The organism is Streptomyces sp. NBC_00620, assembly GCF_026341825.1.
GTDB lineage: Bacteria > Actinomycetota > Actinomycetes > Streptomycetales > Streptomycetaceae > Streptomyces.
This window is the reverse complement of record NZ_JAPENY010000002.1, coordinates 2223143-2244141: the sequence shown is the minus strand read 5'-3', so window position 1 is coordinate 2244141 and position 20999 is coordinate 2223143. Positions and strand designations below refer to the sequence as shown.

General features: G+C 71.2%; 20 protein-coding genes. 9 read left to right on the top strand and 11 right to left on the bottom strand.

The window, feature by feature from the left end; all coding sequences use genetic code 11:
• The first annotated feature begins 136 nt into the window (after positions 1 to 136).
• Both OG246_RS29425 and OG246_RS29420 read left to right on the top strand, forming a co-directional pair.
• Positions 137 to 1114: a fibronectin type III domain-containing protein gene (locus OG246_RS29425; protein WP_266469943.1), complete on the top strand. Its 978-nt coding sequence runs from the start codon at positions 137 to 139 to the stop codon at positions 1112 to 1114.
• 215 nt (positions 1115 to 1329) lie between these two features.
• A complete protein-coding gene (locus OG246_RS29420) occupies positions 1330 to 1869 on the top strand; it encodes a hypothetical protein (protein ID WP_266469942.1) in 540 nt (179 codons plus the stop codon).
• Between the two features lie 57 nt (positions 1870 to 1926).
• Here the strand turns inward: OG246_RS29420 and OG246_RS29415 are convergent, their stop codons facing one another.
• The 4 genes from OG246_RS29415 to OG246_RS29400 form a co-directional block, all read right to left on the bottom strand.
• Positions 1927 to 2472 (bottom strand): PadR family transcriptional regulator, encoded by a 546-nt coding sequence (locus OG246_RS29415; RefSeq protein ID WP_266469938.1) that lies wholly within the window; start codon positions 2470 to 2472, stop codon positions 1927 to 1929.
• 31 nt (positions 2473 to 2503) lie between these two features.
• Positions 2504 to 4519 (bottom strand): NADPH-dependent 2,4-dienoyl-CoA reductase, encoded by a 2016-nt coding sequence (locus tag OG246_RS29410; RefSeq protein ID WP_266469937.1) that lies wholly within the window; start codon positions 4517 to 4519, stop codon positions 2504 to 2506.
• A 143-nt stretch (positions 4520 to 4662) separates the two neighbouring features.
• On the bottom strand, positions 4663 to 5445 hold the full coding sequence (locus OG246_RS29405; RefSeq protein ID WP_266469936.1) for a putative protein N(5)-glutamine methyltransferase: 783 nt from the start codon (positions 5443 to 5445) through the stop codon (positions 4663 to 4665).
• A 178-nt stretch (positions 5446 to 5623) separates the two neighbouring features.
• Positions 5624 to 6661: a hypothetical protein gene (locus OG246_RS29400; protein ID WP_266469935.1), complete on the bottom strand. Its 1038-nt coding sequence runs from the start codon at positions 6659 to 6661 to the stop codon at positions 5624 to 5626.
• An 89-nt stretch (positions 6662 to 6750) separates the two neighbouring features.
• Between OG246_RS29400 and OG246_RS29395 the strand changes: the two genes are divergently transcribed.
• On the top strand, positions 6751 to 7242 hold the full coding sequence (locus OG246_RS29395) for a MarR family winged helix-turn-helix transcriptional regulator (protein WP_266469933.1): 492 nt from the start codon (positions 6751 to 6753) through the stop codon (positions 7240 to 7242).
• Between the two features lie 87 nt (positions 7243 to 7329).
• Here OG246_RS29395 and OG246_RS29390 read toward each other — a convergent pair whose 3' ends face one another.
• Positions 7330 to 8025, bottom strand: coding sequence for a GNAT family N-acetyltransferase (locus OG246_RS29390; RefSeq protein WP_266469930.1), 696 nt, complete (start codon positions 8023 to 8025; stop codon positions 7330 to 7332).
• A complete protein-coding gene (locus OG246_RS29385) occupies positions 8022 to 8942 on the bottom strand; it encodes an NADP-dependent oxidoreductase (protein ID WP_266469928.1) in 921 nt (306 codons plus the stop codon). The genes OG246_RS29390 and OG246_RS29385 overlap by 4 nt, the downstream gene beginning before the upstream one ends.
• Before the next feature lie 266 nt (positions 8943 to 9208).
• Between OG246_RS29385 and OG246_RS29380 the strand changes: the two genes are divergently transcribed.
• Positions 9209 to 9814, top strand: a complete 606-nt coding sequence (locus tag OG246_RS29380) for a sulfite oxidase-like oxidoreductase (RefSeq protein WP_266469926.1) — start codon at positions 9209 to 9211, stop codon at positions 9812 to 9814.
• Complete coding sequence (locus OG246_RS29375) at positions 9807 to 10574, top strand: ferredoxin reductase (RefSeq protein ID WP_266469923.1); 768 nt, start codon at positions 9807 to 9809, stop codon at positions 10572 to 10574. The genes OG246_RS29380 and OG246_RS29375 overlap by 8 nt, the downstream gene beginning before the upstream one ends.
• A 70-nt stretch (positions 10575 to 10644) precedes the next feature.
• On the opposite strand, the gene OG246_RS29370 is transcribed toward OG246_RS29375, so the two are convergent.
• On the bottom strand, positions 10645 to 11538 hold the full coding sequence (locus tag OG246_RS29370) for a universal stress protein (protein WP_266469921.1): 894 nt from the start codon (positions 11536 to 11538) through the stop codon (positions 10645 to 10647).
• 216 nt (positions 11539 to 11754) lie between these two features.
• Between OG246_RS29370 and OG246_RS29365 the strand changes: the two genes are divergently transcribed.
• Positions 11755 to 12726: an acetylxylan esterase gene (locus tag OG246_RS29365; RefSeq protein ID WP_266469918.1), complete on the top strand. Its 972-nt coding sequence runs from the start codon at positions 11755 to 11757 to the stop codon at positions 12724 to 12726.
• Between the two features lie 3 nt (positions 12727 to 12729).
• Here OG246_RS29365 and OG246_RS29360 read toward each other — a convergent pair whose 3' ends face one another.
• A complete protein-coding gene (locus tag OG246_RS29360; protein ID WP_266469916.1) occupies positions 12730 to 13779 on the bottom strand; it encodes a phosphatidylinositol-specific phospholipase C domain-containing protein in 1050 nt (349 codons plus the stop codon).
• A gap of 194 nt (positions 13780 to 13973) precedes the next feature.
• On the opposite strand from OG246_RS29360, the gene OG246_RS29355 reads away from it, so the two are divergent.
• Positions 13974 to 15140: a serine hydrolase domain-containing protein gene (locus OG246_RS29355; protein ID WP_266469915.1), complete on the top strand. Its 1167-nt coding sequence runs from the start codon at positions 13974 to 13976 to the stop codon at positions 15138 to 15140.
• 158 nt (positions 15141 to 15298) lie between these two features.
• Positions 15299 to 16024 (top strand): GntR family transcriptional regulator, encoded by a 726-nt coding sequence (locus OG246_RS29350; protein ID WP_266469914.1) that lies wholly within the window; start codon positions 15299 to 15301, stop codon positions 16022 to 16024.
• Here the strand turns inward: OG246_RS29350 and OG246_RS29345 are convergent.
• Together OG246_RS29345 and OG246_RS29340 are read right to left on the bottom strand one after the other, a co-directional pair.
• Positions 16002 to 16976 carry a sensor histidine kinase gene (locus tag OG246_RS29345; protein ID WP_266469912.1) on the bottom strand — a complete coding sequence of 325 codons (975 nt, stop codon included), beginning with the start codon at positions 16974 to 16976 and terminating at the stop codon, positions 16002 to 16004. The two genes, OG246_RS29350 and OG246_RS29345, sit on opposite strands and share 23 nt — an antisense overlap.
• Complete coding sequence (locus tag OG246_RS29340; protein ID WP_266469910.1) at positions 16973 to 17866, bottom strand: MEDS domain-containing protein; 894 nt, start codon at positions 17864 to 17866, stop codon at positions 16973 to 16975. Before OG246_RS29340 ends, OG246_RS29345 begins: the two co-directional genes overlap by 4 nt.
• A 111-nt stretch (positions 17867 to 17977) precedes the next feature.
• Here OG246_RS29340 and OG246_RS29335 point away from each other — a divergent pair, with 111 nt between their 5' ends.
• Positions 17978 to 20047 (top strand): AAA family ATPase, encoded by a 2070-nt coding sequence (locus OG246_RS29335; protein ID WP_266469908.1) that lies wholly within the window; start codon positions 17978 to 17980, stop codon positions 20045 to 20047.
• Between the two features lie 61 nt (positions 20048 to 20108).
• Here the strand turns inward: OG246_RS29335 and OG246_RS29330 are convergent, their stop codons facing one another.
• Positions 20109 to 20921 (bottom strand): acyl-CoA thioesterase II, encoded by an 813-nt coding sequence (locus OG246_RS29330; RefSeq protein ID WP_266469907.1) that lies wholly within the window; start codon positions 20919 to 20921, stop codon positions 20109 to 20111.
• Between the last annotated feature and the right edge of the window lie 78 nt (positions 20922 to 20999).

Here is a 20999-nt window from a genome sequence, read left to right as displayed (position 1 = left end):
GGGCGAGTTCACGCCGCGTCAAGAATCAGCATACGTACCCCGCGACGGTCCGACGAACGGCCACCGCCCTCTTGATGTGATCGCACCAGCGGTGTCCAATAGGTACAGACCAATCCCGTCGAGGGAAGGCAGGACCGTGCGACGCGTTCCCCACGCGCTGATCTGCGGCTCGCTGCTCGTCCTGACGTCCTGTGGATGGGGCGCGCAGAGCGACGACCAGGGCGGAAAGCTGCCCTCGGCACCGATGGGCGTCACCGCCGCGGCGGGCAGCGCGACCAGCGTGCACGTCATGTGGAACCGGGCTTCCGGGGATCCCGAGGTCACCGAGTACGTGGTGTACCGCGGCATGACAAAGGTCAAGGCAGTACCCGGTACCGACCACATGGTGGACATCACCAGGCTCAAGCCGTCCACGACGTACGTCTTCAATGTCCGCGCCCTGAACGCCGACGGAAACCCCGGACCGCCCAGCAAACAGGTCCGCGCCACCACACCGGCAGCGGTCGCGGCCGACGAAAAGGCCCCGACCAGCCCCGGCCGCCCGAGCGGAAAGACGGTCGGGAGCGGGTCGGTCCAGCTGTCCTGGGAGAAGTCGACGGACGACCGGGGCGTGGCCTCGTACGACATCTATCAGGGCGCCTCGAAGATCCACAGCGTGGGTGGCGGGCAGACCGCGACCGTGGTGACCGGGCTGCGGGCCGGCACCGGCTACTCCTTCACCGTGAAGGCGCGCGACGCGGCGGACAACGTCTCGGCCGCGAGCGACGCCGTCCGGCTCACCACCGCACCCGGTTCCGACAGCGGAAAGGGCACCGCGCCGACCGACTTCCGCGCCACCACGCACCTCGCCGACGGGGCGTACTACCTCGATCTGTCCTGGATTCCGCCGGACGTGGACGGTGTGATCACGGAGTATCAGATCCATCTGGACGGGGAAGCGGCGACCTCGCTCGTCTGGGGTGGCACCGCGCCGAGCAAGGAGGCGACGTACAGCTTCTATGTGGGACGGGACGCCGATGTCACGCACCGGGTTCGGATGCGGGCGAAGCTGCCGGACGGCACATGGGGCGGGTACTCGCCGGAGCGCACGGTGACGACGGGCGCCGAGGGATAGTTCGGCGCCGGCGGGACGTACCTGAGCGGTGGCCGGGTGGGGCGACAGGCCGTCAGGCGTCGGCCGGACGATGGAATCCGTCACCTGCCCGGTCCCCGTCCGCATGCGGGCCGGGCCAAAGGCACGTTGGCTCTCACCTGAAGGCAGCACGGGCCTTGCCAATCCTCGGCGGCGCATGGGATGTACCGCCAACCGTGCCGCTGGAGGGCAGTCCTATGCGTACTACTCAGCTACTTCTCCGCTCCGGCCTGACCGTGGCCGCCGCCGCTGCGCTTCCGCTCACCCTGGCCGCTCCGTCGGCCGTCGCACTGGGTTCGGGGATCTCCGTGAGCACCAGCGGTTCCACGGTTTCGGTCACAACCAGTGCCTGTCCGAGCAATGGGAGCAGCTTCGGCAATGCCTCGTTGCTCTCCAGTGGACAGGGAAGTTTCGCCCAGGGGCGCCAGGTGGCCCTGACCGGCACGAGCACCAGTCAGGCTGCTTCCTGGTCGAGCGTGAGTGCCGGCACCTATACCGTCATCGTGGTCTGCCAGGACGGAACGACGGCGGGCACCCAGTCCATCGTCGTCTCGGCCGCCGCCACCGCGACGCCCAGAGCCACCGCGACACCGTCGCTCGGGGTCATGGGCGGTTTCGGTGGAGCGGCCAGGGACTACGGCACCGTCACCCTGGTGGGCGGCGCGGCACTGGTGGCCACGGGCACCGTGGCGGGAGCCTGGTACCTGCGCCGCCGGGCCAAGCCGCACCGGCTCTGATCCGGGGTTCGTCACCACGGCGGCCGTCCACCCGACTCCGGTCGGAGGGACGGTCGCCTACTCGTGCGCGGGCAACTGCTCGAACTCCTCCAGCGCGTGGGTCAGCCAACGCGTCCAGAAGGTCTCCAGGTCGATACCGGCGCGCAGTACGAGGTGCCGCAGTCGGTCCTGCGCGGTGTCCTTCCCGGGCGGGAAGTCACGCGTCTGGATTCCCTCGTACTCCTCCAACTGCCGCTGATGCAGGTCGAGATGGCGGCGCAGGTCCGCCTCGATGCCCGCGGTGCCGACGACGGCGGAGGCGCGCAGCCTCAGCAGCATCGTGTCGCGCAGGGGCTTCGGGTCCTGAGAGGCGGCGGTCCAGCGGGCGAGTTCGTCGCGGCCCGCGGGCAGGACCTCGTAGCTCTTCTTCTGCCCGCGGGCCGGCTGCTCGGACTGCAGGGCACGGATGTGCCCGTCGGCCTCCAGTTTTCCCAGCTCGCGATAGATCTGCTGATGCGTCGCCGACCAGAAGTAGCCGATCGACTTGTCGAACCGCCGGGTCAGTTCGAGGCCCGACGACGGCTTCTCCAGAAGGGCGGTGAGGATCGCGTGCGGGAGTGACATGGGGCCATCCTAGGGAGCGGTCGCAGGGCCCTTACAGTGCCGCCGCCAGCTCCGTGCCCTGCTTGATGGCACGCTTGGCGTCCAGTTCGGCGGCCACGTCGGCGCCGCCGATGAGGTGCACGCTGCCGCCTGCGGCGAGCAGCTCCTCGTACAGGTCGCGGCGCGGGTCCTGCCCGGTGCACAGGACAATCGTGTCGACGTCGAGGACCTGACTCTGTCCCTCGACGGTGACGTGCAGTCCGGCGTCGTCGATCCGGTCGTACTGAACGCCCGGGACCATGGTGACGCCGCGGTGCTTGAGTTCGGCGCGGTGGATCCAGCCTGTGGTCTTGCCGAGTCCGGCGCCGACCTTGGAGGCCTTGCGCTGGAGGAGGTGGACGGTGCGGGGCGGGGCGGTCCGCTCGGGGGCGGCGAGGCCGCCGGGCCCCCGGTAGTCCATGTCGACGCCCCAGTTCCGGAAGTACGTCGCCGGGTCCTCGCTCGCCTTGTCGCCGCTGTCGGTCAGGTACTCGGCGACGTCGAAGCCGATGCCTCCGGCGCCGAGGATCGCGACGCGGTCGCCGACGGGGGCGCCGTCGCGCAGCACGTCCAAGTAGCCGACGACGCTGGGGTGGTCGACGCCGGGGATCTCGGGGGTGCGCGGGCTGACGCCGGTGGCGACAACGACGTCGTCGTATCCGAGGACGTCCTCGGCAGCGATGCGGGTGTTCAACCGCACGGCCACGCCGTGCAGTTCGAGCTGGGTACGGAAGTAGCGGATCGTCTCGTCGAACTCCTGCTTGCCGGGGACCTTGCGGGCCACGTTGAGCTGGCCGCCGATCTCGTGCGCGGCGTCGTAGAGGGTGACGTCGTGGCCGCGCTCGGCGGCGGAGACCGCGCAGGCGAGTCCGGCGGGACCCGCGCCGACCACGGCAACTCGCTTGCGCAGCTTGGTCGGTGAGAGGACGAGCTCCGTCTCGTGGCAGGCGCGCGGGTTGACCAGGCAGGAGGTGATCTTGCCGCTGAAGGTGTGGTCGAGGCAGGCCTGGTTGCAGCCGATGCAGGTGTTGATGGCCTCGGGCCTGCCCGCCTGCGCCTTGGCGACGAAGTCGGGGTCGGCGAGCATCGGGCGGGCCAGGGACACCATGTCGGCGTGGCCGTCGGCGAGCAACTGCTCGGCGAGTTCTGGGGTGTTGATGCGGTTGGTGGTGACGAGGGGGATCGATACGGCGCCCATGACCTTCTTGGTCACCCAGGTGTACGCACCGCGCGGTACCGAGGTCGCGATGGTGGGGATGCGGGCCTCGTGCCAGCCGATGCCGGTGTTGATGATCGTGGCCCCGGCGGCCTCGACTGCCTGGGCGAGGGTGATCACCTCCTCCAGGGAGGAGCCGCCCGGCACCAGGTCCAGCATCGACAGGCGGTAGATGATGATGAAGTCCGCGCCGACCGCTTCGCGCACCCGCCGGACGATCTCCAGGGGGAAGCGCGTGCGGTTCTCGTACGAGCCGCCCCAGCGGTCCTCGCGCTTATTGGTCTGGCCGGCGATGAACTCGTTGATCAGGTAGCCCTCGGAGCCCATGATCTCGACGCCGTCGTAGCCGGCCCGCTTCGCCAGGCGGGCGGCGCGCGCGTAGTCGTCGATGGTCCGCTCGATCTCGGCGTCGGTGAGCTCGTGCGGCGGGAAGGGGCTGATCGGGGCCTGGAGGGCGCTGGGCGCGACGAGGTCCTGGTGGTAGGCGTACCGCCCGAAGTGCAGGATCTGCATGGCGATCTTCCCGCCCTCGCGGTGCACCGCGGCGGTGATCTCCTTGTGCTGCTCCGCCTCCGCCTCGGTGGTCAGCTTGGCGCCGCCCTCGTACGGCCGCCCGGCCTCGTTGGGCGCGATGCCGCCGGTGACGATGAGGCCGACACCGCCGCGGGCCCGGGTGGCGTAGAACTCGGCCATCCGCTCGAAGCCGCGCTCGGCCTCCTCCAGGCCCACATGCATGGAGCCCATGAGCACGCGGTTGGGCAGGGTGGTGAAGCCCAGGTCGAGCGGGTTCAGCAGGTGCGGGTAACGGCTCATCGGGCGGCCCTCCGTGCGCGGTGTCTTGTGTCTGTTGTAAACGACGGGCCGAGCTTTATGCAACTAGTTGCACAATGAGGTCGCTCACTCGGCAGGGGCGAGGGAGAACGCGACATGCCGAGCAAGCGGAGTCCGCCGAGCGGCTAGACCTTGGTGCCGATCACGACGTTGGCGTACAGCTCGTCGGAAACGGCCAGTCGGCTTGCCAGGCCGCTTCGGGTGAAGGTCTCGACGGCCCGGGGTGCCTGGCGCTCGCTCGTCTCGACGAGGAGGCAGCCGCCCGGGGCCAGCCATTCGGGGGCCTCCGCGACGACCCGGCGCAGGATGTCGAGCCCGTCGGAACCTCCGTCGAGGGCGACGAGGGGTTCGTGGTCGCGGGCCTCCGCCGGCAGGAGTCCGACCTCGTCGGTGGGGACGTACGGCACGTTCGCGGCCAGTACGTCGACGCGGCCGCGCAGGGTGTCGGGCAGGGCGGCGAAGAGGTCGCCCTCGTACACGTGACCGGCGAAGGGCTCGACGTTGCGGCGGGCGCAGCGGACCGCGGCCGGGTCGATGTCGGCGGCGTGCAGTTCGGGCCCGCCGAGGGAGGCGGCCAGCGCGGCGCCCACCGCGCCGGAGCCGCAGCAGAGGTCCACGACGAGGCACACGTCCCTCGCCAGGGCGACCGCCTGGTCGACGAGGAACTCGGTGCGGCGGCGGGGCACGAAGACGCCCGGCTCCACGGCGACGCGCAGTCCGTGGAACCCGGCCCAGCCGAGCACGTGTTCAAGGGGAAGTCCCGCGACGCGCCGGTCAACCATGATGGCGACATCGTCCGGGGTGCGAGCTGTGGAGAGGATCAACTCCGCCTCGTCCTCGGCGAAGACACAGCCGGCGGAGCGGAGCGCGGTGACAACGGAATCAAAGAGAGGGGACAGAAGAGGCATGGAAGCCGAGGGCCTTTCGGTGAGCCGAAGGGCGCTCTCGCGGCCGCCTACTGGCGGTGAGCCGCGTTGCTTTGAGGTGAGAGCACCCGACCTGACCAAGCGTTGATGGGTCCCACCTCCTGGGCAACTCTTTGGCTGGGGCGTTCCACAGCCGACGCCGCAACACTAACAGGAACGGTCAGACGGCGACCGTCTCCTCCAGCTCTTCCTCGGCCTCCTCGACGGGCTCCGGCTGTACGTGACCACGGGCGCGCCCTCGCTCCACGCCACCGGCGACGGCCGTGACCAGGAGGCCGACCAGGAGCCAGGCGACCAGCGTCCAGAGGTTGCCGGACAGCCCGTCGCCGTCGAAGTAGAGGAGGCCCCGGACTCCCTCGACGAACCCGGCGCCGTTCCAGAAGGCGTGCAGGGTGCCGAAGAAGCCGTTCTGGAGCTCGGGCCTGAACAGACCACCGGAACTGGTGAAGTTGAGCATCACGAAGAGCACCATCATGGCGAGCGTGGTCCACCGCTTGAGGAACGTGTGGAGTCCGACGCCGATGAAGAGGATGCCCGCGGAGTAGAGCCAGCTCATCCCCCACACGCTCGCCAGGCCGTGGTCCGCGAGGTGGAACACCGGCCCGGCGAGCAGCGTGCCGATGACGCTCACGGCACCGGAGATGCCGACGGCCAGCAGCGCGCGTGCCCGCATGGGGAGCTCGCCGCCTGCGGCGCCGAGTGCGGCGACGGACGCGTACGAGCCGATGCTCAGCGCGATCAGCAGGAAGAACAGGCCCTGGCCCGTGGGGTCGTCGGCGGCCGGCGGGACGACATCGGTGACCTTCAGCGGCAGGCCCTCCTGGGCGGCGACCGGGGTGAAGACCTTCTCGACCGCCGTGGCTCCCATGTCGGACCCGGCGGTGGCGACGACCAGCTCCGGCGTCTTCGAGCTCGGGATGTACGCACCCGTGATGTCACGGGACTTGAGCAGGTCGACCGCTTCGGCGCGGCTCGCGACGGTACGGACGTCGAGCTTCTCCCCCGCCTCGTCCTTGACCGACTGCGCGAACACCTTGACCTCGGGTCCGCTGCCCACAACGGCCACGGGCAGGTGGTTCGGCTCGGGCGTGACGAAGGCGCCCATATAGGCGAGCCCCATACCGATGCACATCAGCAGCGGGGTGATCAGGTGCGTGAGCACATGACGCAGCGCCGGTGACCGCAGCCCGGTGACCATGCGAACTCCCACTTGGTCGACATATTGGTTGGCAAATACAACTCTCACTTCAAGTTGTACTATACAACTAGTAGCGCGAGGAGGTTCCCATGAAGGCAGCCGAAGAGCTTGATGAGACCGTTGTCACTGCCGCCGCCGACGCGGCCGTCGAGACCATCCAGCGCGAGATGACGTCCTTCGCCCGGCGGGCCAGGGCCACGGCGGGCCGTATGCACCCCGAGCTGTCCCTGGTCTCGTACACCCTGCTCGGGCATCTGGAGGAGCGCGGCGGCTGCCGTGCCACCGACCTCGCCGCGCACTACGCCCTGGACAAGTCCACGGTGAGCCGGCAGGTGGCCGCGCTGGAGCGGTCCGGGCTCATCGAGCGACGGCTCGACCCGGAGGACCATCGGGTGCAGGTACTGCATCTGACGGAGACGGGCACGGAGATCCTCGCCCAGGTGACCGAGAGCCGCCGGGTGGCGTTCCGTGAGCGGCTCGCGGGCTGGCCCGAGGAGGATCTCGCGCGCTTCGCCTCGTATCTGCTGCGCTACAACGCGGCGGGCGCGGACGAGCCGGCCGGCGACCCGTCCGCGGATTGACCGGTCAGTGGCCCGTTGGCGGACTGACCGGTCCGTGGCCCGTTCACGGACTGGCCGGTCGGCGACCCGTCCACGCGCTCATGGGCGTCAGGACACCGCCACCTGCTCAGGCACACGCGCCGCGAGGAAGCGGGTCCTGCGGCGGAGCCGGAAGCCCAGGGACTCGTAGAGGCGGATGGCATTGGTGTTGTTCGCGGCGGTGTGCAGGAACGGGGTCTCGCCGCGTTCGCGAATGCCGTGTGCGACGGCCAGGATCAGCCGGGTCGCCAGGCCCTCGCCGCGGAAGTCCGGGTCGGTGCAGACCGCGCTGATCTCGGTCCAGCCCGGCGGGTGCAGCCGCTCCCCCGCCATGGCGATCAGCGCGCCGTTCCGGCGTATCCCCAGATAGGTGCCGAGTTCGACGGTGCGCGGCAGGAAGGGTCCCGGCCTGGTCCGTTCGACCAGGTCGAGCATCTCGGGCACGTCGGCGGGGCCGAGCCGTACCGCCTCGGCGTCCGGGGCCGCGGCTATGCCGTCGTCGACCAGCTGAACGCCCTCCAGGTTGAAGGTCACCTCCCAGCCGTCCGGGGTCTGCCCGGTGAAACCGGCCAGTGGGGCTTCGCCACCCGGGCCGACCAGGGCGGCAAGGTCAGCCCAGTCGTCGGCGTCCGGGTCGTCGGGGAGGGCCAGCCACGGCGATACGTCCAGGGGGTAGCGCAGGACGCGGCCACGGCGTTCGGCGAAGTGGGCGTGCGGGCCGGTCAGGGCGCCGAACGCCGGATTGTCCAGGGGATGTGCGCTCATCCGCCGACCTCGATCACGATCTTGCCGCGCGCGTGGCCGTCCTCGACCGTGCGCAGTGCCTCGCCCGCCCGGTCGAGCGGGAAGGTCTGCGTGACGAACGGCCGCAGCTTGCCCTCGACCACGAGCTTCGCCACCTCGTCGAGCACGGCGGAATTGCGGGCTCGTTCGACGGGCCCGCCGCCGAGCCGCGCGGCGGTCCTCCGGTCGGCGCCGGTGATCAGCTTCGCGGGGTCGCCGAGGAGCGTCGCCGCTGCTTCCTGGACCTCGCCCCCGACCAGGTCGAACACGCCGTCCACACCGTCCGGCGCCGCCCCGCGCAGCCGCTCCGCAAGGTCCGGCCCCGACGGGACGTGCACGGCCCCGAGCGACTCGACGAAGTCCTTCTTGGCGTCGCTCGCGACCCCGATGACACGCACCCCGAACGCGCGCGCGATCTGCGTGGCCGCGACGCCGACACCGCCGCCCGCACCGGTGATCAGCAGGGTCGCGCCTTCGGGCAGATCCAGCTGGCGGACTCCGTCGTACGCGGTCGCCGCCGCGACGGGCAGCGTCGCGGCGTCCTGATACGACAGCTCGGCGGGCTTGTGCGCGGTCACGGTCGCGGGAAGCAGGGCGTACTCGGCGTATCCGCCCGCCACCGGATTGCCGAAGACCTCGTCCCCGACGGCGAAGCCGGTCACCTCGGCGCCGACCTCCTCGACGACCCCCGCGACCTCGTTGCCGAACACCGCGGGCAGTTCGCGTGCGGGGCCGCCCGGGCGGCTGTGGCCCGTCCGCTGCTTCCAGTCGACGGGGTTCACGCCCGCCGCGCGTACCGCGACGAGTACCTGGCCGGGACCCGGGCTCGGCCGGTCCTGCTCAACCAGTGCCTCGGCCTCGGGGCCGCCGAACCGCGTGAAGACGTACGCCTTGGGCATGTGCTTCCTCACTCTCCTTCGCTGTCACCGGTTGCCGGGACCACTGTCACCCGCTGGAGCCGTCGGGGCCACCGGCGTCGGCAGTAGCGGCAAGGAAGATCACGCCACAGCTATTCCCAAGCCTCGGGAGAGTTCATATGTCCGCAATGATCGGGGGCCCATGAGGGCCCGGGCATAGGCGGCGGCCACGTACGGTTGAATGCATAAGCACTGATCACACCCGACCCGCGGGCCACCGCTCCCGGCGGCCTGGAGGCACCACCCGTATGAACGTCACCCGAGGTTTCACCGGGCGCCCGCGCGTCCACAACGCCGGACTGCCGCCCGGTCAGTACGACGCGGGCGACGACTGGCCCGTCCTGTCCGCCGAGGTCACCCCCGACCTGGCGCCCGCCGACTGGACCTTCCGGGTCGACGGTCTGGTGGCCGCGCCGCGCACCTGGGACTGGGACGAGGCACACACGCTGCCCGCTTCGGCGTACGAGGGCGACATCCACTGTGTGACGAGCTGGTCGAAGTTCGGCGTGCGCTTCGGGGGTGTGTCCCTGGACGCGTTCCTGGACGCGGTACGCCCGGACGCGACCGCCACTCACGCGGTGGCCTACTCGCACACCGGGTACACCACGAACCTCCCGCTCGCCGATCTGACCGGCGGCCGCGCCTGGATCGTGTGGGAGTACGGCGGGAAGCCGCTGTCCGCCGAGCACGGTGGACCGGCTCGGCTGATCGTGCCGCACCTGTACTTCTGGAAGAGCGCCAAGTGGATCGCCGGCCTGCGGCTCCTCGACCACGACGAGCCGGGCTTCTGGGAGCAGAACGGCTACCACGCACGCGGCAACCCCTGGGAAGAGCAGCGGTACTCCGGTGACTGAGACGACGACCAAGACCTTCGTGCCGCACACCGGCTTCGCCGTGCCCGGGCGGATCGCGGTGAGTACCCGCGCCGCGGCCACCTGGCAGACCGCCACGCTCACCGAGATCCGCCGGGAGACGCCGTACGCCTCCACGTTCCGGTTCGCGGTGCCGCAGTGGATGGGGCATCTGCCGGGGCAGCACCTGATGCTGCGGCTGACCGCCGAGGACGGATATGTGGCGCAGCGCCACTACTCCATCGCTTCTCCGCCCGACGACGCCGGGCACGTCGAACTGACGCTGGACCATGTCGAGGGCGGCGAGGTCTCCGGCTGGTTCCACACCATCGCCGAGCCCGGCGACACGGTGCAGGTGCGGGGCCCGCTCAGCGGCTTCTTCGCCTGGCCCGGCGACCGGCCCGCACTGCTCATCGGCGCCGGATCCGGTGTCGTACCGCTGATGTCGATGCTGCGGCACCACCGCGGGCAAGGTCTGGACGTGCCGCTGCGCCTGCTCGTCTCGGCGCGCGGTCCCGAAGAACTCATCTACGCGCAGGAGTACGGCGAGGAGACGACGACCGTCTTCACGCGCAGCGCGCCGGAGGGTGTGCCGGTAGGACGTATGGCGGCGGCACATGTGGCGCCGCTCCTGGCCGAGCAGCCACCCGGTGGGTGGGAGGCCTATGTGTGCGGCTCCAACGGGTTCGCGGAGCACGCGTCGCGGCTGCTGGTGGAGGCCGGGCAGCCGGTGGACCGCATTCGTATCGAGCGCTTCGGCTGAGCGGTTCGTGTGGCGTTCTGCCACGCCTGCGCTGCACTGCACTGCACTGCAAGCCGGCCCTGCACTGCGGTTAGCTGTGCGGCACCACCGCCACCGGACACATGGCGTGGTGGATGAGTGAGTGCGCGGCGCGGCTCAGGCCCTCGCCCGAACGGCGCCCGGTGACCAGCAGACCGGCCCGGTTGGACGCCCTCAGCAGCTGGTGCCCGGGGTGGCCGTAGATCACCTGCTCGGAGACGGGCGTCTCCGGGAACTTGTGGCGCCATGGCTGCAACGTGCTGGTCAGCACATGCCACTTGCCGTCCTCCCGCTCGTCCGGGTGGCCGGGGACGGGCACGCCGGGCGCGTAGCCGCGCGGCGGGGGCAGGGTCCAGGTGTGCACGACGTGCAGCGGCGCGGAGCGGACGGCCGCGGTGTCGAAGGCGTACCCGATGAGGTCGTCGGCCGGGTGGCTCAGGTCCAGGCCGAGGACGACGGGGAGATAGGGAGCCGTGCTCGGCGGTGTGCCGTCGGCGGTGGGCATCCTTTCGTCCGCGGCGAGTTCGCCCGCGCGTACGACAACGACCGGGCGTGCGGCCCGGTCCGTGACGGCGAGAGCGACCGAGCCGACCAGGAAGCCCGCGAACCCGGTCAGGCCGCGTGAGCCGAGCACCAGGGTCTCGGCCTCCGCGGCCGCCGCAAGCAGCGCGGGAACGGCGGGCGTGTCGGTGGTGCGCGCGATGATGTTCAACGCCGGGTGTGCGTACGCCAGTTGGATCGCGGCCCGGTCGAGTGTGGTACGGGTGCGCCCGGCCGGGACGTCGACGTCCGGGATCCGTGCGGGCACGGCCGGTCCGGGCGATGCGTGCAGCAGACGCAGCGGGAGGCGGCGGCGCTGGGCCTCGCGGGCGGCCCAGTCCGCGGCGTCGAGACTCGCCCGCGAACCGTCGATGCCTACCGTGATGGTGCGGGTGCCGGGGTTCATGGCGCGTGCCTTTCAGGTGTCGGGGCGGGCGTCGAGGACGGCCGCCTGCCAGGACTTGCCGGTGGCGGGCGGGTTCCACAGTGGGCGCCGATCAGTCGTGCGGGGGGACGGATTCCCCCGCGGGGGCGCGGCCGGCCGGAGGCAAGGGCCTGGCGGCCCCGGAGAGGGCACACGTACGGTGTGATCATCCGCACCCGACACCAAAGGTGGTCCTTCATGGCCCTGTTCGACCTCCCCCTCGACGAACTCCGCGACTACCGCAGCGCGTCCGTCGAGCCCGAGGGCTTCGACACCTTCTGGGCCAAGACGCTCCAGGAGGCCCGCGAACACGAACTCGGCGCCCGTTTCGAGCCGGTCGAGACACACCTCAAGACCGTCAAGGTGTACGACGTCACGTTCGCCGGGTTCGGCGGGCACCCGGTCAAGGGCTGGCTGACACTGCCCGCCTGGGCGAACTCGCCGCTGGCCGTGATCGTGGAGTTCGTCGGGTACGGCGGCGGGCGCGGCCTTCCGCACACGCATCTGCTGTGGGCCTCGGCGGGCTTCGCGCACTTCGTGATGGACACGCGCGGCCAGGGCAGCGCCTGGGGCGGCGGCGAGACCCCCGATCCGGTGGGCAGCGGGCCCGCGTACCCCGGGTACATGACCCGTGGTGTCGACGCCCCCGAGAACTACTACTACCGCCGGGTGTTCACGGACGCGGTGCGCGCCGTGGAGGCGGCCCGCTCACATCCTCTGGTCGACGCCGCGCGCACGGCGGTCGTGGGCGGGAGCCAGGGCGGCGGCATCACGATCGCGGTGGGCGGCCTGGTCCCCGACCTGGCGGCGATCGCGCCGGACGTGCCGTTCCTGTGCGACTTCCCCCGCGCCGCGACGCTGACGGACCGAAACCCGTACCGGGAGATCGGCAACTTCCTCAAGACGCACCGCGGCCGCACCGACGAAGTGCTGCGCACGCTCTCCTACTTCGACGGCGTGCACTTCGCCGCGCGCGGCCGGGCGCCGGCCCTCTTCTCGGTCGCCCTGGAGGACCAGACCTGCCCGCCCTCCACGGTGTTCGCGGCGTTCAACGCGTGGGCGACCGAGGACAAGACGATCGAGGTGTACGACTTCAACGACCACGAGGGCGGCGAAACCTACCAGGAGGCGGCCAAGCTGAGCTGGCTGTCCCACCTCGCGGCCGGGTAGGTCTCAGCCCGCCGTCCCCCGCGGTACGACCATGGACAGGACTGCGGGCAGCGGGTACCAGTCCGCGGAGACGACGCTGGCGTGCTGCCCGGCCAGCAGGGCGACCCGGTCGAGTGCCTGCTGCTGGGTGGGGTTGGTGCCGTCGATGGCCGGGGGCACGTTCTGGGCGTCGGTCATGACGACGAGGTAGTGCCGGTCGTCGTACCAGGCGGTGTCGATCGTGCCGTTCGCGTAGGTGGCGGCGTCGCCGTCGAAGACGACGAGCCAGGGGCGGATCGTCGCGTCGGTGTAGCGGGTGCGGGGGTCGCCGGTGGCCGCCTTGTGCACGGCGGGGAAGGCACCTGCCTCGCGCAGGCGTCCGGCGGCGGCGAGGTCGCGCAGATAGGTGGCGTACTCGCGGTCGGTCCACAGCGTGTCGAAGGGGTTGCCCTCCTCGACGGTGCCGGGGATCAGTTCGACGATGAACTTGCCGGCCAGGGCCGAGCGCGCGGGCCAGCCGTCGGCGCGCACGGCGGTGTCGAGGTCGGGGTGGGAGCCGACGACATCGGCGGGGCGGAGCAGGGCGTCGCCGAGCTTCGAGGTGAGCAGGGCGTCCAACTGGGCGGGACCACGGCCGCTGGTGCCCAGGAAGCCGTCCTTCATCTCTATCTTCAGCTGGATCGGCCGGTGGCCCGGGTGCGCGTCGTGCCAGGCCTTGATGTCGGCGAGGCAGCCGCCGAGGTCGCGGTTGGTGGCCTTGGCGCGCAGCTCGGAGGCGTTCGCCGCGTTCACGCAGTTGTTGTCGTTGCCGAGGGGGTTGCTGTGCGAGACCCGCCAGGAGGCCCCGAACACATTGGTCCACACGTCGAGTTCGAGCATTCCGGCGCCGGAGTCCAGGGCGTCGGCGAAGTACGGGTACTTCGTCTTCTCGTAGGCGTTGTGGACGCCCACGGAGGTGCTGGACGAGTACGACAGGTCGGCGGCCGTCGCCTGGGGTCCCGTGGCGAGGGCCAGCACGGTCGCTGTGCCCACGGCGATCCCGGTCCGCGCCAGCACTTTCACGTGTCTCCGCATTGTCCCCATGCCTCCTGCGTCTGTTCGGTCAACTGGCCAGCACTGTAGGGGTGTTGGGTGGCCCGCGGGAGATCACGCGATGACGAATGCGGTGCGACCGCTTCCGCCCAGTCCGACCAGTCGGTACGTTCCAGCGGTATGTTTCAGCCGGCCCGGATCCGACTCCGGGCTTCTCTACGGGCAACGGAGGTCCCATGTCCCAGCACGCGCCGCACGTTCAAGGCCACTGCGACACACGCTTCTCGGCGGTGCGCACCGCGTTCGAGGAGAACTTCAGCGACCGCGGCGAGCTGGGCGGGGCGGTGACGGTCACCCTCGACGGCGAGAGCGTGGTGGACCTGTGGGGCGGCTGGGCGGACGCGGCACGCACCCGGCCCTGGGAGCGCGAGACCCTGGTCAACGTGTGGTCGACGTCCAAGGGCCCGACCGCCCTGTGCGCGCACATCCTGGCCGATCGCGGGCTGCTGGACTTCGACGCCCCGGTGGCCGCGTACTGGCCGGAGTTCGCGGCGGCGGGCAAGGAGTCGGTGCTCGTACGGCACCTGCTGTCGCACCGCGCGGGGCTGTCCGGACTCCGCGAGCCGCACACGCTCGCGCAGCTGCTGGACTGGGAGCTGACCGTCGAGCGCCTCGCGGCACAGGAGCCCTGGTGGGAGCCGGGGTCGCGGTCCGGCTATCACGCGATCACGTTCGGCCATCTGGTGGGTGAAGTGGTGCGGCGGGTCTCCGGGCTGCTGCCGGGTGCGTTCCTGGAGCGGGAGGTGACCGGTCCGCTCGGGATCGACTTCACCATCGGGCTGCCGGAGAAGGAGTCGGGGCGGGCGGCCGAGCTGGTGCACCCGCGGGCCGCTCCGACCAGTGAACAGGCGGCGGTCTACGCCCAGTTGGCGCCCGCCGCGCTGGCGGCTCTCACCAATCCGATTGTCGGCGCGACCGAGGCCAACACGCCGCAGTGGCGGGCCGCCGAGATCCCGGCCGCGAACGGCCACGGCACGGCCCGCGCGATCGCCGCCCTGTACGGGATCTTCGCCGGGCGTGGCTCGTACGGCTCACGGGAGGTGCTCTCACCTCAGGCCGCCGAGCGGGTGCGCGAGGGGCAGGGCAGTTGTCGCGACCTGGTGCTCGGTGCCGGGTTCGAGTACGAGACGGAGATCGGGCTCGGGCTGTGGCTGAGCGGGCCCAACGGTTCGTACGGGCCCAACCCGAGGGCTTTCGGACATGACGGCTTCGGCGGATCCTGCGGTCTCGCCGACCCTGAGGCGGGCATCTCACTGGGGTACGTCATGAACCGCATGGGCCCGCACATCGCCGACGACCCAAGGAAGATGGCGCTTGTGGACGCCCTGTACAGCGCGCTCTGAACACTCCCGCGCCGCACGGGGGTGCGGGCTGAAATCGGCCGAACTGCCCGGCCGCTCTTCCCTGGTGGTTTAGACCAATGCTTAGATCTGGTCGCGCAATGAGCCCGCACGGCTACGTTTCGTCACCACGTACGTCACCACTCAGGAGGGGCGCGGACATGGCCCGCACCGTCCACCCGTCCGACCACGAGCCCCGCTATTCGCAGATCGCCGCGCAGTTGCTCGGCGATCTGCGCGACGGGACCATTCCACCCGGTGAACGCCTGCCGGGAGAAAGGGAGTTGGCCAACCGGTTCGGCGTGAGCCGCGAGACCGTTCGGCAGGCGCTGCAGATGCTGCGGCGCGGCGGTCTGGTCTCCACCGACCGGCGCGGCAGTCACGCGACACTGCCCGGCAGCACCGCGGAACACGTCCCGTCCCTCGACTTCCCCGTCGGGGCACAGACCACCGAACCGTGCACCGTCCACCGGACCACCGTGACCTGGGAGGCTCCCCCACCGGAACACGCGCACGCGCTGGGGCTCGCCCCTCGCCGGCCGACGCTGGTGCACCGCTACGAGTCGGCCGCCGCGGACGGAAGCGGACTGCGTACGGCCGTGACCTCCTTCTCCGCCGTCGCGGTGACCGAGGTCGAGGAGCTGGCCCGCTACCGCGACCGGGCCGACGGCACGGCGTCGGCCCAACTGAGGCGCGCCTACGACTGGATGCGCAAGGCGGGGCTGACCCTGCACCACCGGGACTCGATCACCCAGCTTCCCCGGTCCGTACTGGTCACCCGGCGCGTCCACGACCAGTACGACCGTCCGCTGGAGATCACCGACCTCGTGGTGGATGCCCAACAGGACGCCCTGGTCTACGAGTTCACGCTGCCGGCCGCGGGGTGAGGTCTCCGGGGCGGCGGAAGTACACGCGTACGGTGGAGCCCGCGGGCCCGAGATCCTCGGCGACGAGGTCGCTCAACTGTCGTACCACCCACATCCCGTGGCCGCCCGCGGCCCGCTTTGCGGGCGGCAGATGACCGGGGAACCGCGCGGGCGCCGGGGAGTTGTGCGCGCCGTCGTCCGCGACCTCGCAGATCAGGTAGTCGGGGTCGCTGCGCAGCCGCAGCACACCTCCCCCGCCGCCGAACCGCACGGCGTTGGCGACCACCTCGTGCACGGCCGCCACCATGTCGTACGTCCGCTGCTCGGGCATTCCCGAGAGGCGGGCGTACGCGGCGACGGCCGCACGCAGGGCCGCCGACCGGCCGCGACCGAAGGGGATGTCGTCGGCGCCGTCGGGCAGGCGGCCCGCCGGGCCGGCGGCGTCGCACTCGGCGTAGAAGTCGGCCGGCGCGGTGTAGCGGCTGCTGGAGGCCGAGATACGGGCGCCGAGGGCGAGTTCGGGATGGGTGCGGGTCGCCGTGTGCACGATGTCGGCGGGGACGGTCCGGGTGTCGTAGGGGCAGACGATCCAGTGGCCCGAGTCGGCGAAGGCGACGTTGAGCAGCGACTCGTAACGCGTCCACTCGCGCGCCTCGAACTCCGTGCGTCCGGCCCAGACCGGTTCGCCGATGATGCGGACGCGGCGGTCCGGGCCGTGGTCCGCGCAGTACGCGTGGTACTGGCCCAGGGTGCGGGAGGGGTAGCGGTACCAGTCGTCGGCGTCGACGAACTCGACGTCGTGGGCGCGAGTGCCGACGGCTGATTCGAGGAGAGTGATGTTGTGGTCCTTGGCGACGGCGAGGACGACGTCGCCCGAGTCCAGGCCGTCGAGGGTGAACTCGAGGGTCCCTTCGAGGAATTCGTCGTCCGAGCCGTAGCAGAGCGCCTGGTGGACGAACCCGGTGCGGGTCATGGCACTTCTTCTCCTTGCTCCAGACGCAGGCCGGGAACGCGGTCCCAGCCGGTCACCCGCATCACCCTCTGGACATGCGGGGCGACGCCGTACAGGACGAGGGTGCCGCCGCCCGCGTACAGGCCGAGTGCCGAGAAGACCAGCAGACGCAGGGCGCCGACGTCGACGAAGCTCAGGTCGCGCAGGTCGAGTCGGGCGCGGATGCCGGTCGCGGTGCGGGCGCGGGCGCGGGCCGTCTCGTCGTGCAGGGCGCGGGCGACCGCGGTGACGTTCGTGTCGTCGATCTCCCCTGCGAGGGCCAGGCCAGGGGGTGCGAAGGTGCGGGTGATGGAGAGCAGGTCGTCCTGCCAGACGAGGTCGGCGGCGACCCGGCCGTGGTGCAGTCCGTCGAGCCGGGCCAGGTCACCCTCGTCGAACACGCGTCGGTCGTACTGACAGATGCCGAGCACGGGCAGGGTGGCGAAGACGGGGTCGAGGAGCAGCTCACTGTCGTGCAGCATCTTCAGCCCCTTGTCCGCCCCGCCGCGCAGCACCTCCATGCTGACGCGCAGGCCGAGGAAGCCGTCGCCGACCGCGCGGCGCGCCTCGCGGCGGATCACCTCGTCCAGATCCCACAGTCCTTCGGGCGTGGCCAGATGCGGGTCGACCGCCAGCCCTCCGGCGGCGATCTCGTCGTCCACGGCGCAGCCGTGCGCCTCCAGGAAGGACAGGGCAAGCCCCGCGGGAATCTCTCCCGGGGTCAGCACGAGCCCGCGCTGCCCGCTGGCCAGTCCGTCGAGGAGGAATGCGGCGAGTACGGTCTCCCGCTCCTCGTCCGTGTCGTAGCCGAGCAGCAGATGGTCTCCGGAACGCATCTGCCCGACGACTCGCAGTGCCGGTACTACGGCCATCTCCCGCACCCCCCAAGGATTGGTGTGCTGGGACCCATCCACGCTACGCCGGAAGCGGGCCGCGCGTCAGAGGGTTATGGTGACCGCCATCCGGTCGGGTGAGGGGGAACGATGGCGGCCTCAGTACGCAAGGGCAGGACCGGCAATCTGCCCGCCGAGGCCAACGCCTTCGTCGGACGGAAGGGCGAACTCGCCGCTGTCTCCGGTCTGTTGGACACCAACCGTCTCGTCACTCTCACGGGCCCCGGGGGTGTCGGCAAGTCACGGCTCGCGCTGCGGGCGGCGGACCTCGCGCTGGAGGATTTTCCGGGCGGGGTGTGGCTCGTAGAGCTTTCGGAGCTGCAGGACCCGGGTCTGCTCACCAACGCCGTGGCGCAGGCCACGCGGCTGGCCGAGCAGACCCTGCTGCCGCTCCTGGAGGCGCTCTCCGAGCATCTCGCCCGGGCCCCGCTGCTGCTCGTCCTCGACACCTGCGAGCACGTACTCGACGAGTGCGCGCGGGTGGTGCAGGAACTCCTCGCGAGGGTGCCGGAGTTGCACGTGCTGGCCACCAGCCGACAGCCGTTGGGGGTACCGGGCGAGCATCTGCTGACGGTGGCACCGCTGCCGCTCGGCGAACGGGACGACGCGGTGGCACTGTTCGCGACGCGCGCCGCCGCGGCCGTGCCGTCCTTCGCGCTGACCGACGCCAACCGGGCGGGCGTGGCCGCCGTGTGCGCCCGTCTCGACGGGATTCCGCTGGCCCTGGAGCTGGCGGCGGTGCGCCTGCGCGGCTTCCCCCTCGACCGGCTCCTGGAGGGCCTGGACTCCCGCTTCGAACTGCTGGTCTCGCCCGCCCGGCCGCGCCTCGCCCGGCATCAGACACTGCGTACGGCGATCGGCTGGAGCCACGAGCTGTGCACCCCGCTGGAGCGGCTGCTCTGGGCCAGGCTGTCGGTCTTCGCCGGCGGCTGGGACGTGGAGGCGGCCGAATTCGTGTGCCACGGCGGCCCATTGGACGCCGAGGAGATTCTCGCGCTGCTCGCGTCGCTCACCGAGAAGTCGATCGTGACGCGTGAGGGCGACAGCGCGGCGGTGCGCTACCGGATGCTCGACACGGTCCGGTCCTTCGGCGCCGAGTGGCTCAGCGGTCTCGGCGAGGAGAAGGCCGTACGCCGTCGCCATCGCGACTACTTCCGCTGGATCGCCCGGCAGGGCGAGGCCGAGTGGCTCGGTCCCGGACAGCGGATGTGGGCCGAGCGGCTCACCGCGGAGCACGCGAATCTGCGGCTCGCGATGGAGGAGTGCCTGGCCGCGCCGGAACCGGAGACCGCGCTCGAACTCGCGGGAATCCTCTGGTACTTCTGGTTCGCCTGCGGCTTCGCCGAGGAGGGGCGCGGCTATCTCGAACGGGCACTGCGCCGGGAGAGCGACGGCGGCCCCGAGCACACGCTCGCCATCTGGACACACCGCCTGGTCACCGTCGTACCCGACGATCTGGATGCCGCGGAGTCCGTGAGCGCCGCGTATGTCTGGCTCGCCGAGGAACGACAACTGTCGGTACCCGCTCTCCCGTTGACCGGTGCGAGCCTGGCCGTGCGCGGGGAGTCGGCGCGCTCGGCCGTGCTGTACGGGAGTGCGCCGCAGGGGCCCGGGGGTGGCGGCGGCGCGGAGTTCTTCCAGCTGCTGACGCTCGCCGTGCAGGCGTACCTGCTGGCCGGCCAGGGCGCCTTCGAGCGGTGCGCGACGGTGGCCGAGCGGCTGCGCGCGGACTGCGCGAAACGCGGTGAGCTGTGGATGCGGGCCTGGGGTGACTTCTTCGTGTCGCTCTCCCGGATCGGTCTGGGCCACCCGGAGGAGGCGCTGCGGGCGGGACGTGAGGCGCTGGCCGCCAAGTGGCGGATGAACGACCGGCTGGGTGCCGCTGCGGTCGCCGATCTGCTGGTGGTCGCGGAGGCCTGCCGGGGCGAGCCGGAGCTCGCCGCCCGGCTCCTCGGCGTCAGCAGACGCCTCTGGTACGCCGCCGGGCTTCCGCGGCTCGGTCACTCCGAGACGACCGTCTTCCGCCGGGAGTACGCCCGTCTGCTGCGCGCGGACCTTGGTGACATCCGTTTCGCCCAAGCCGTGCGCGAGGGCCACGACTTGGGCCCGGACGCGGCGGTGGCGCTGGCCCTGGGGGGCACGTGGCGGGCGGAGCCGTGAGGTCCGCGACAGGAAGCGTGCGGTTGCGGCGCCTTGCGTCACCCCGTGGCTCGGGTGATGTTCACAAAGCCTCCCGTACGGGGGCAGTAGCTCTCTGGACGACCCGGGCCTGCCGGGCGAGGGCCAGCAGCCTGCCGTCCGCCGACCACACCGTGCTGTCGTCGACGGCCCAGCCGCTGCCTGCCTGTTCGGTGCGGATACGGACCAGGGCCCAGCCGCGAGGTGCACCGTCGTCGAGCGCGTCGGTGAAGTGGACGGTCAGCTCGGCGGTCGGCACGGGGCGCGGGGTGCGCCAGTGCGCGTAGAGGCCGGGAGGCAGGACGTCGGTCAGGGTGACGACCGCCTCCGCGTCCAGGGGGCGGTCGTCGGCGAACCGCACCCAGGCGACGAGTTCGGCCTTCTCACCTCCGGCGAGTGGCAGGTCCTCGGAGGCGGGGCGTATCTCGACCTGTTTGGCGAAGGGCGCAAGACCGACGGGCAGGTCGAGGGGCGGGCAGTCAGGCGCTCCCGGCACAGCGGGCGCGGTGCTGCCCTCGTACGAGGGTCCCGGGCGGCCCGGACCGAACACCGCCGAGCCGACGAGCACCGGCCTCCCGTCCTGCTGCCCGGTGAACGTGCAGGTCGAGGCGCGGCGCCCGGCCGACGGCACGGTCACCGTGAGCGGCAGGGGGCGTGCGTCGACCGGGGCCAGGAAGTGGGTGGTCAGGGTGCGTGCCGGGTGTTGCCCCGCGGCGGCCGCGCGATCCCGTACGGCGGAGAGCGCCGCCGCCGCGACGTGTCCCCCATGTGCGCCCGCCCATGACCACCACAGGGGGTCTATACGGGCCACGGCGTCGCTCGTGGCGTGCGTGCTGTCCGGTGGTGAGGCCCTCATCGCGTTTCCTCGCACGGTCGGGTTCCGTATGGGGCTCGAGTTACCAAGTTTGAGAACTCGATTCAGCAAGTTTGAAAA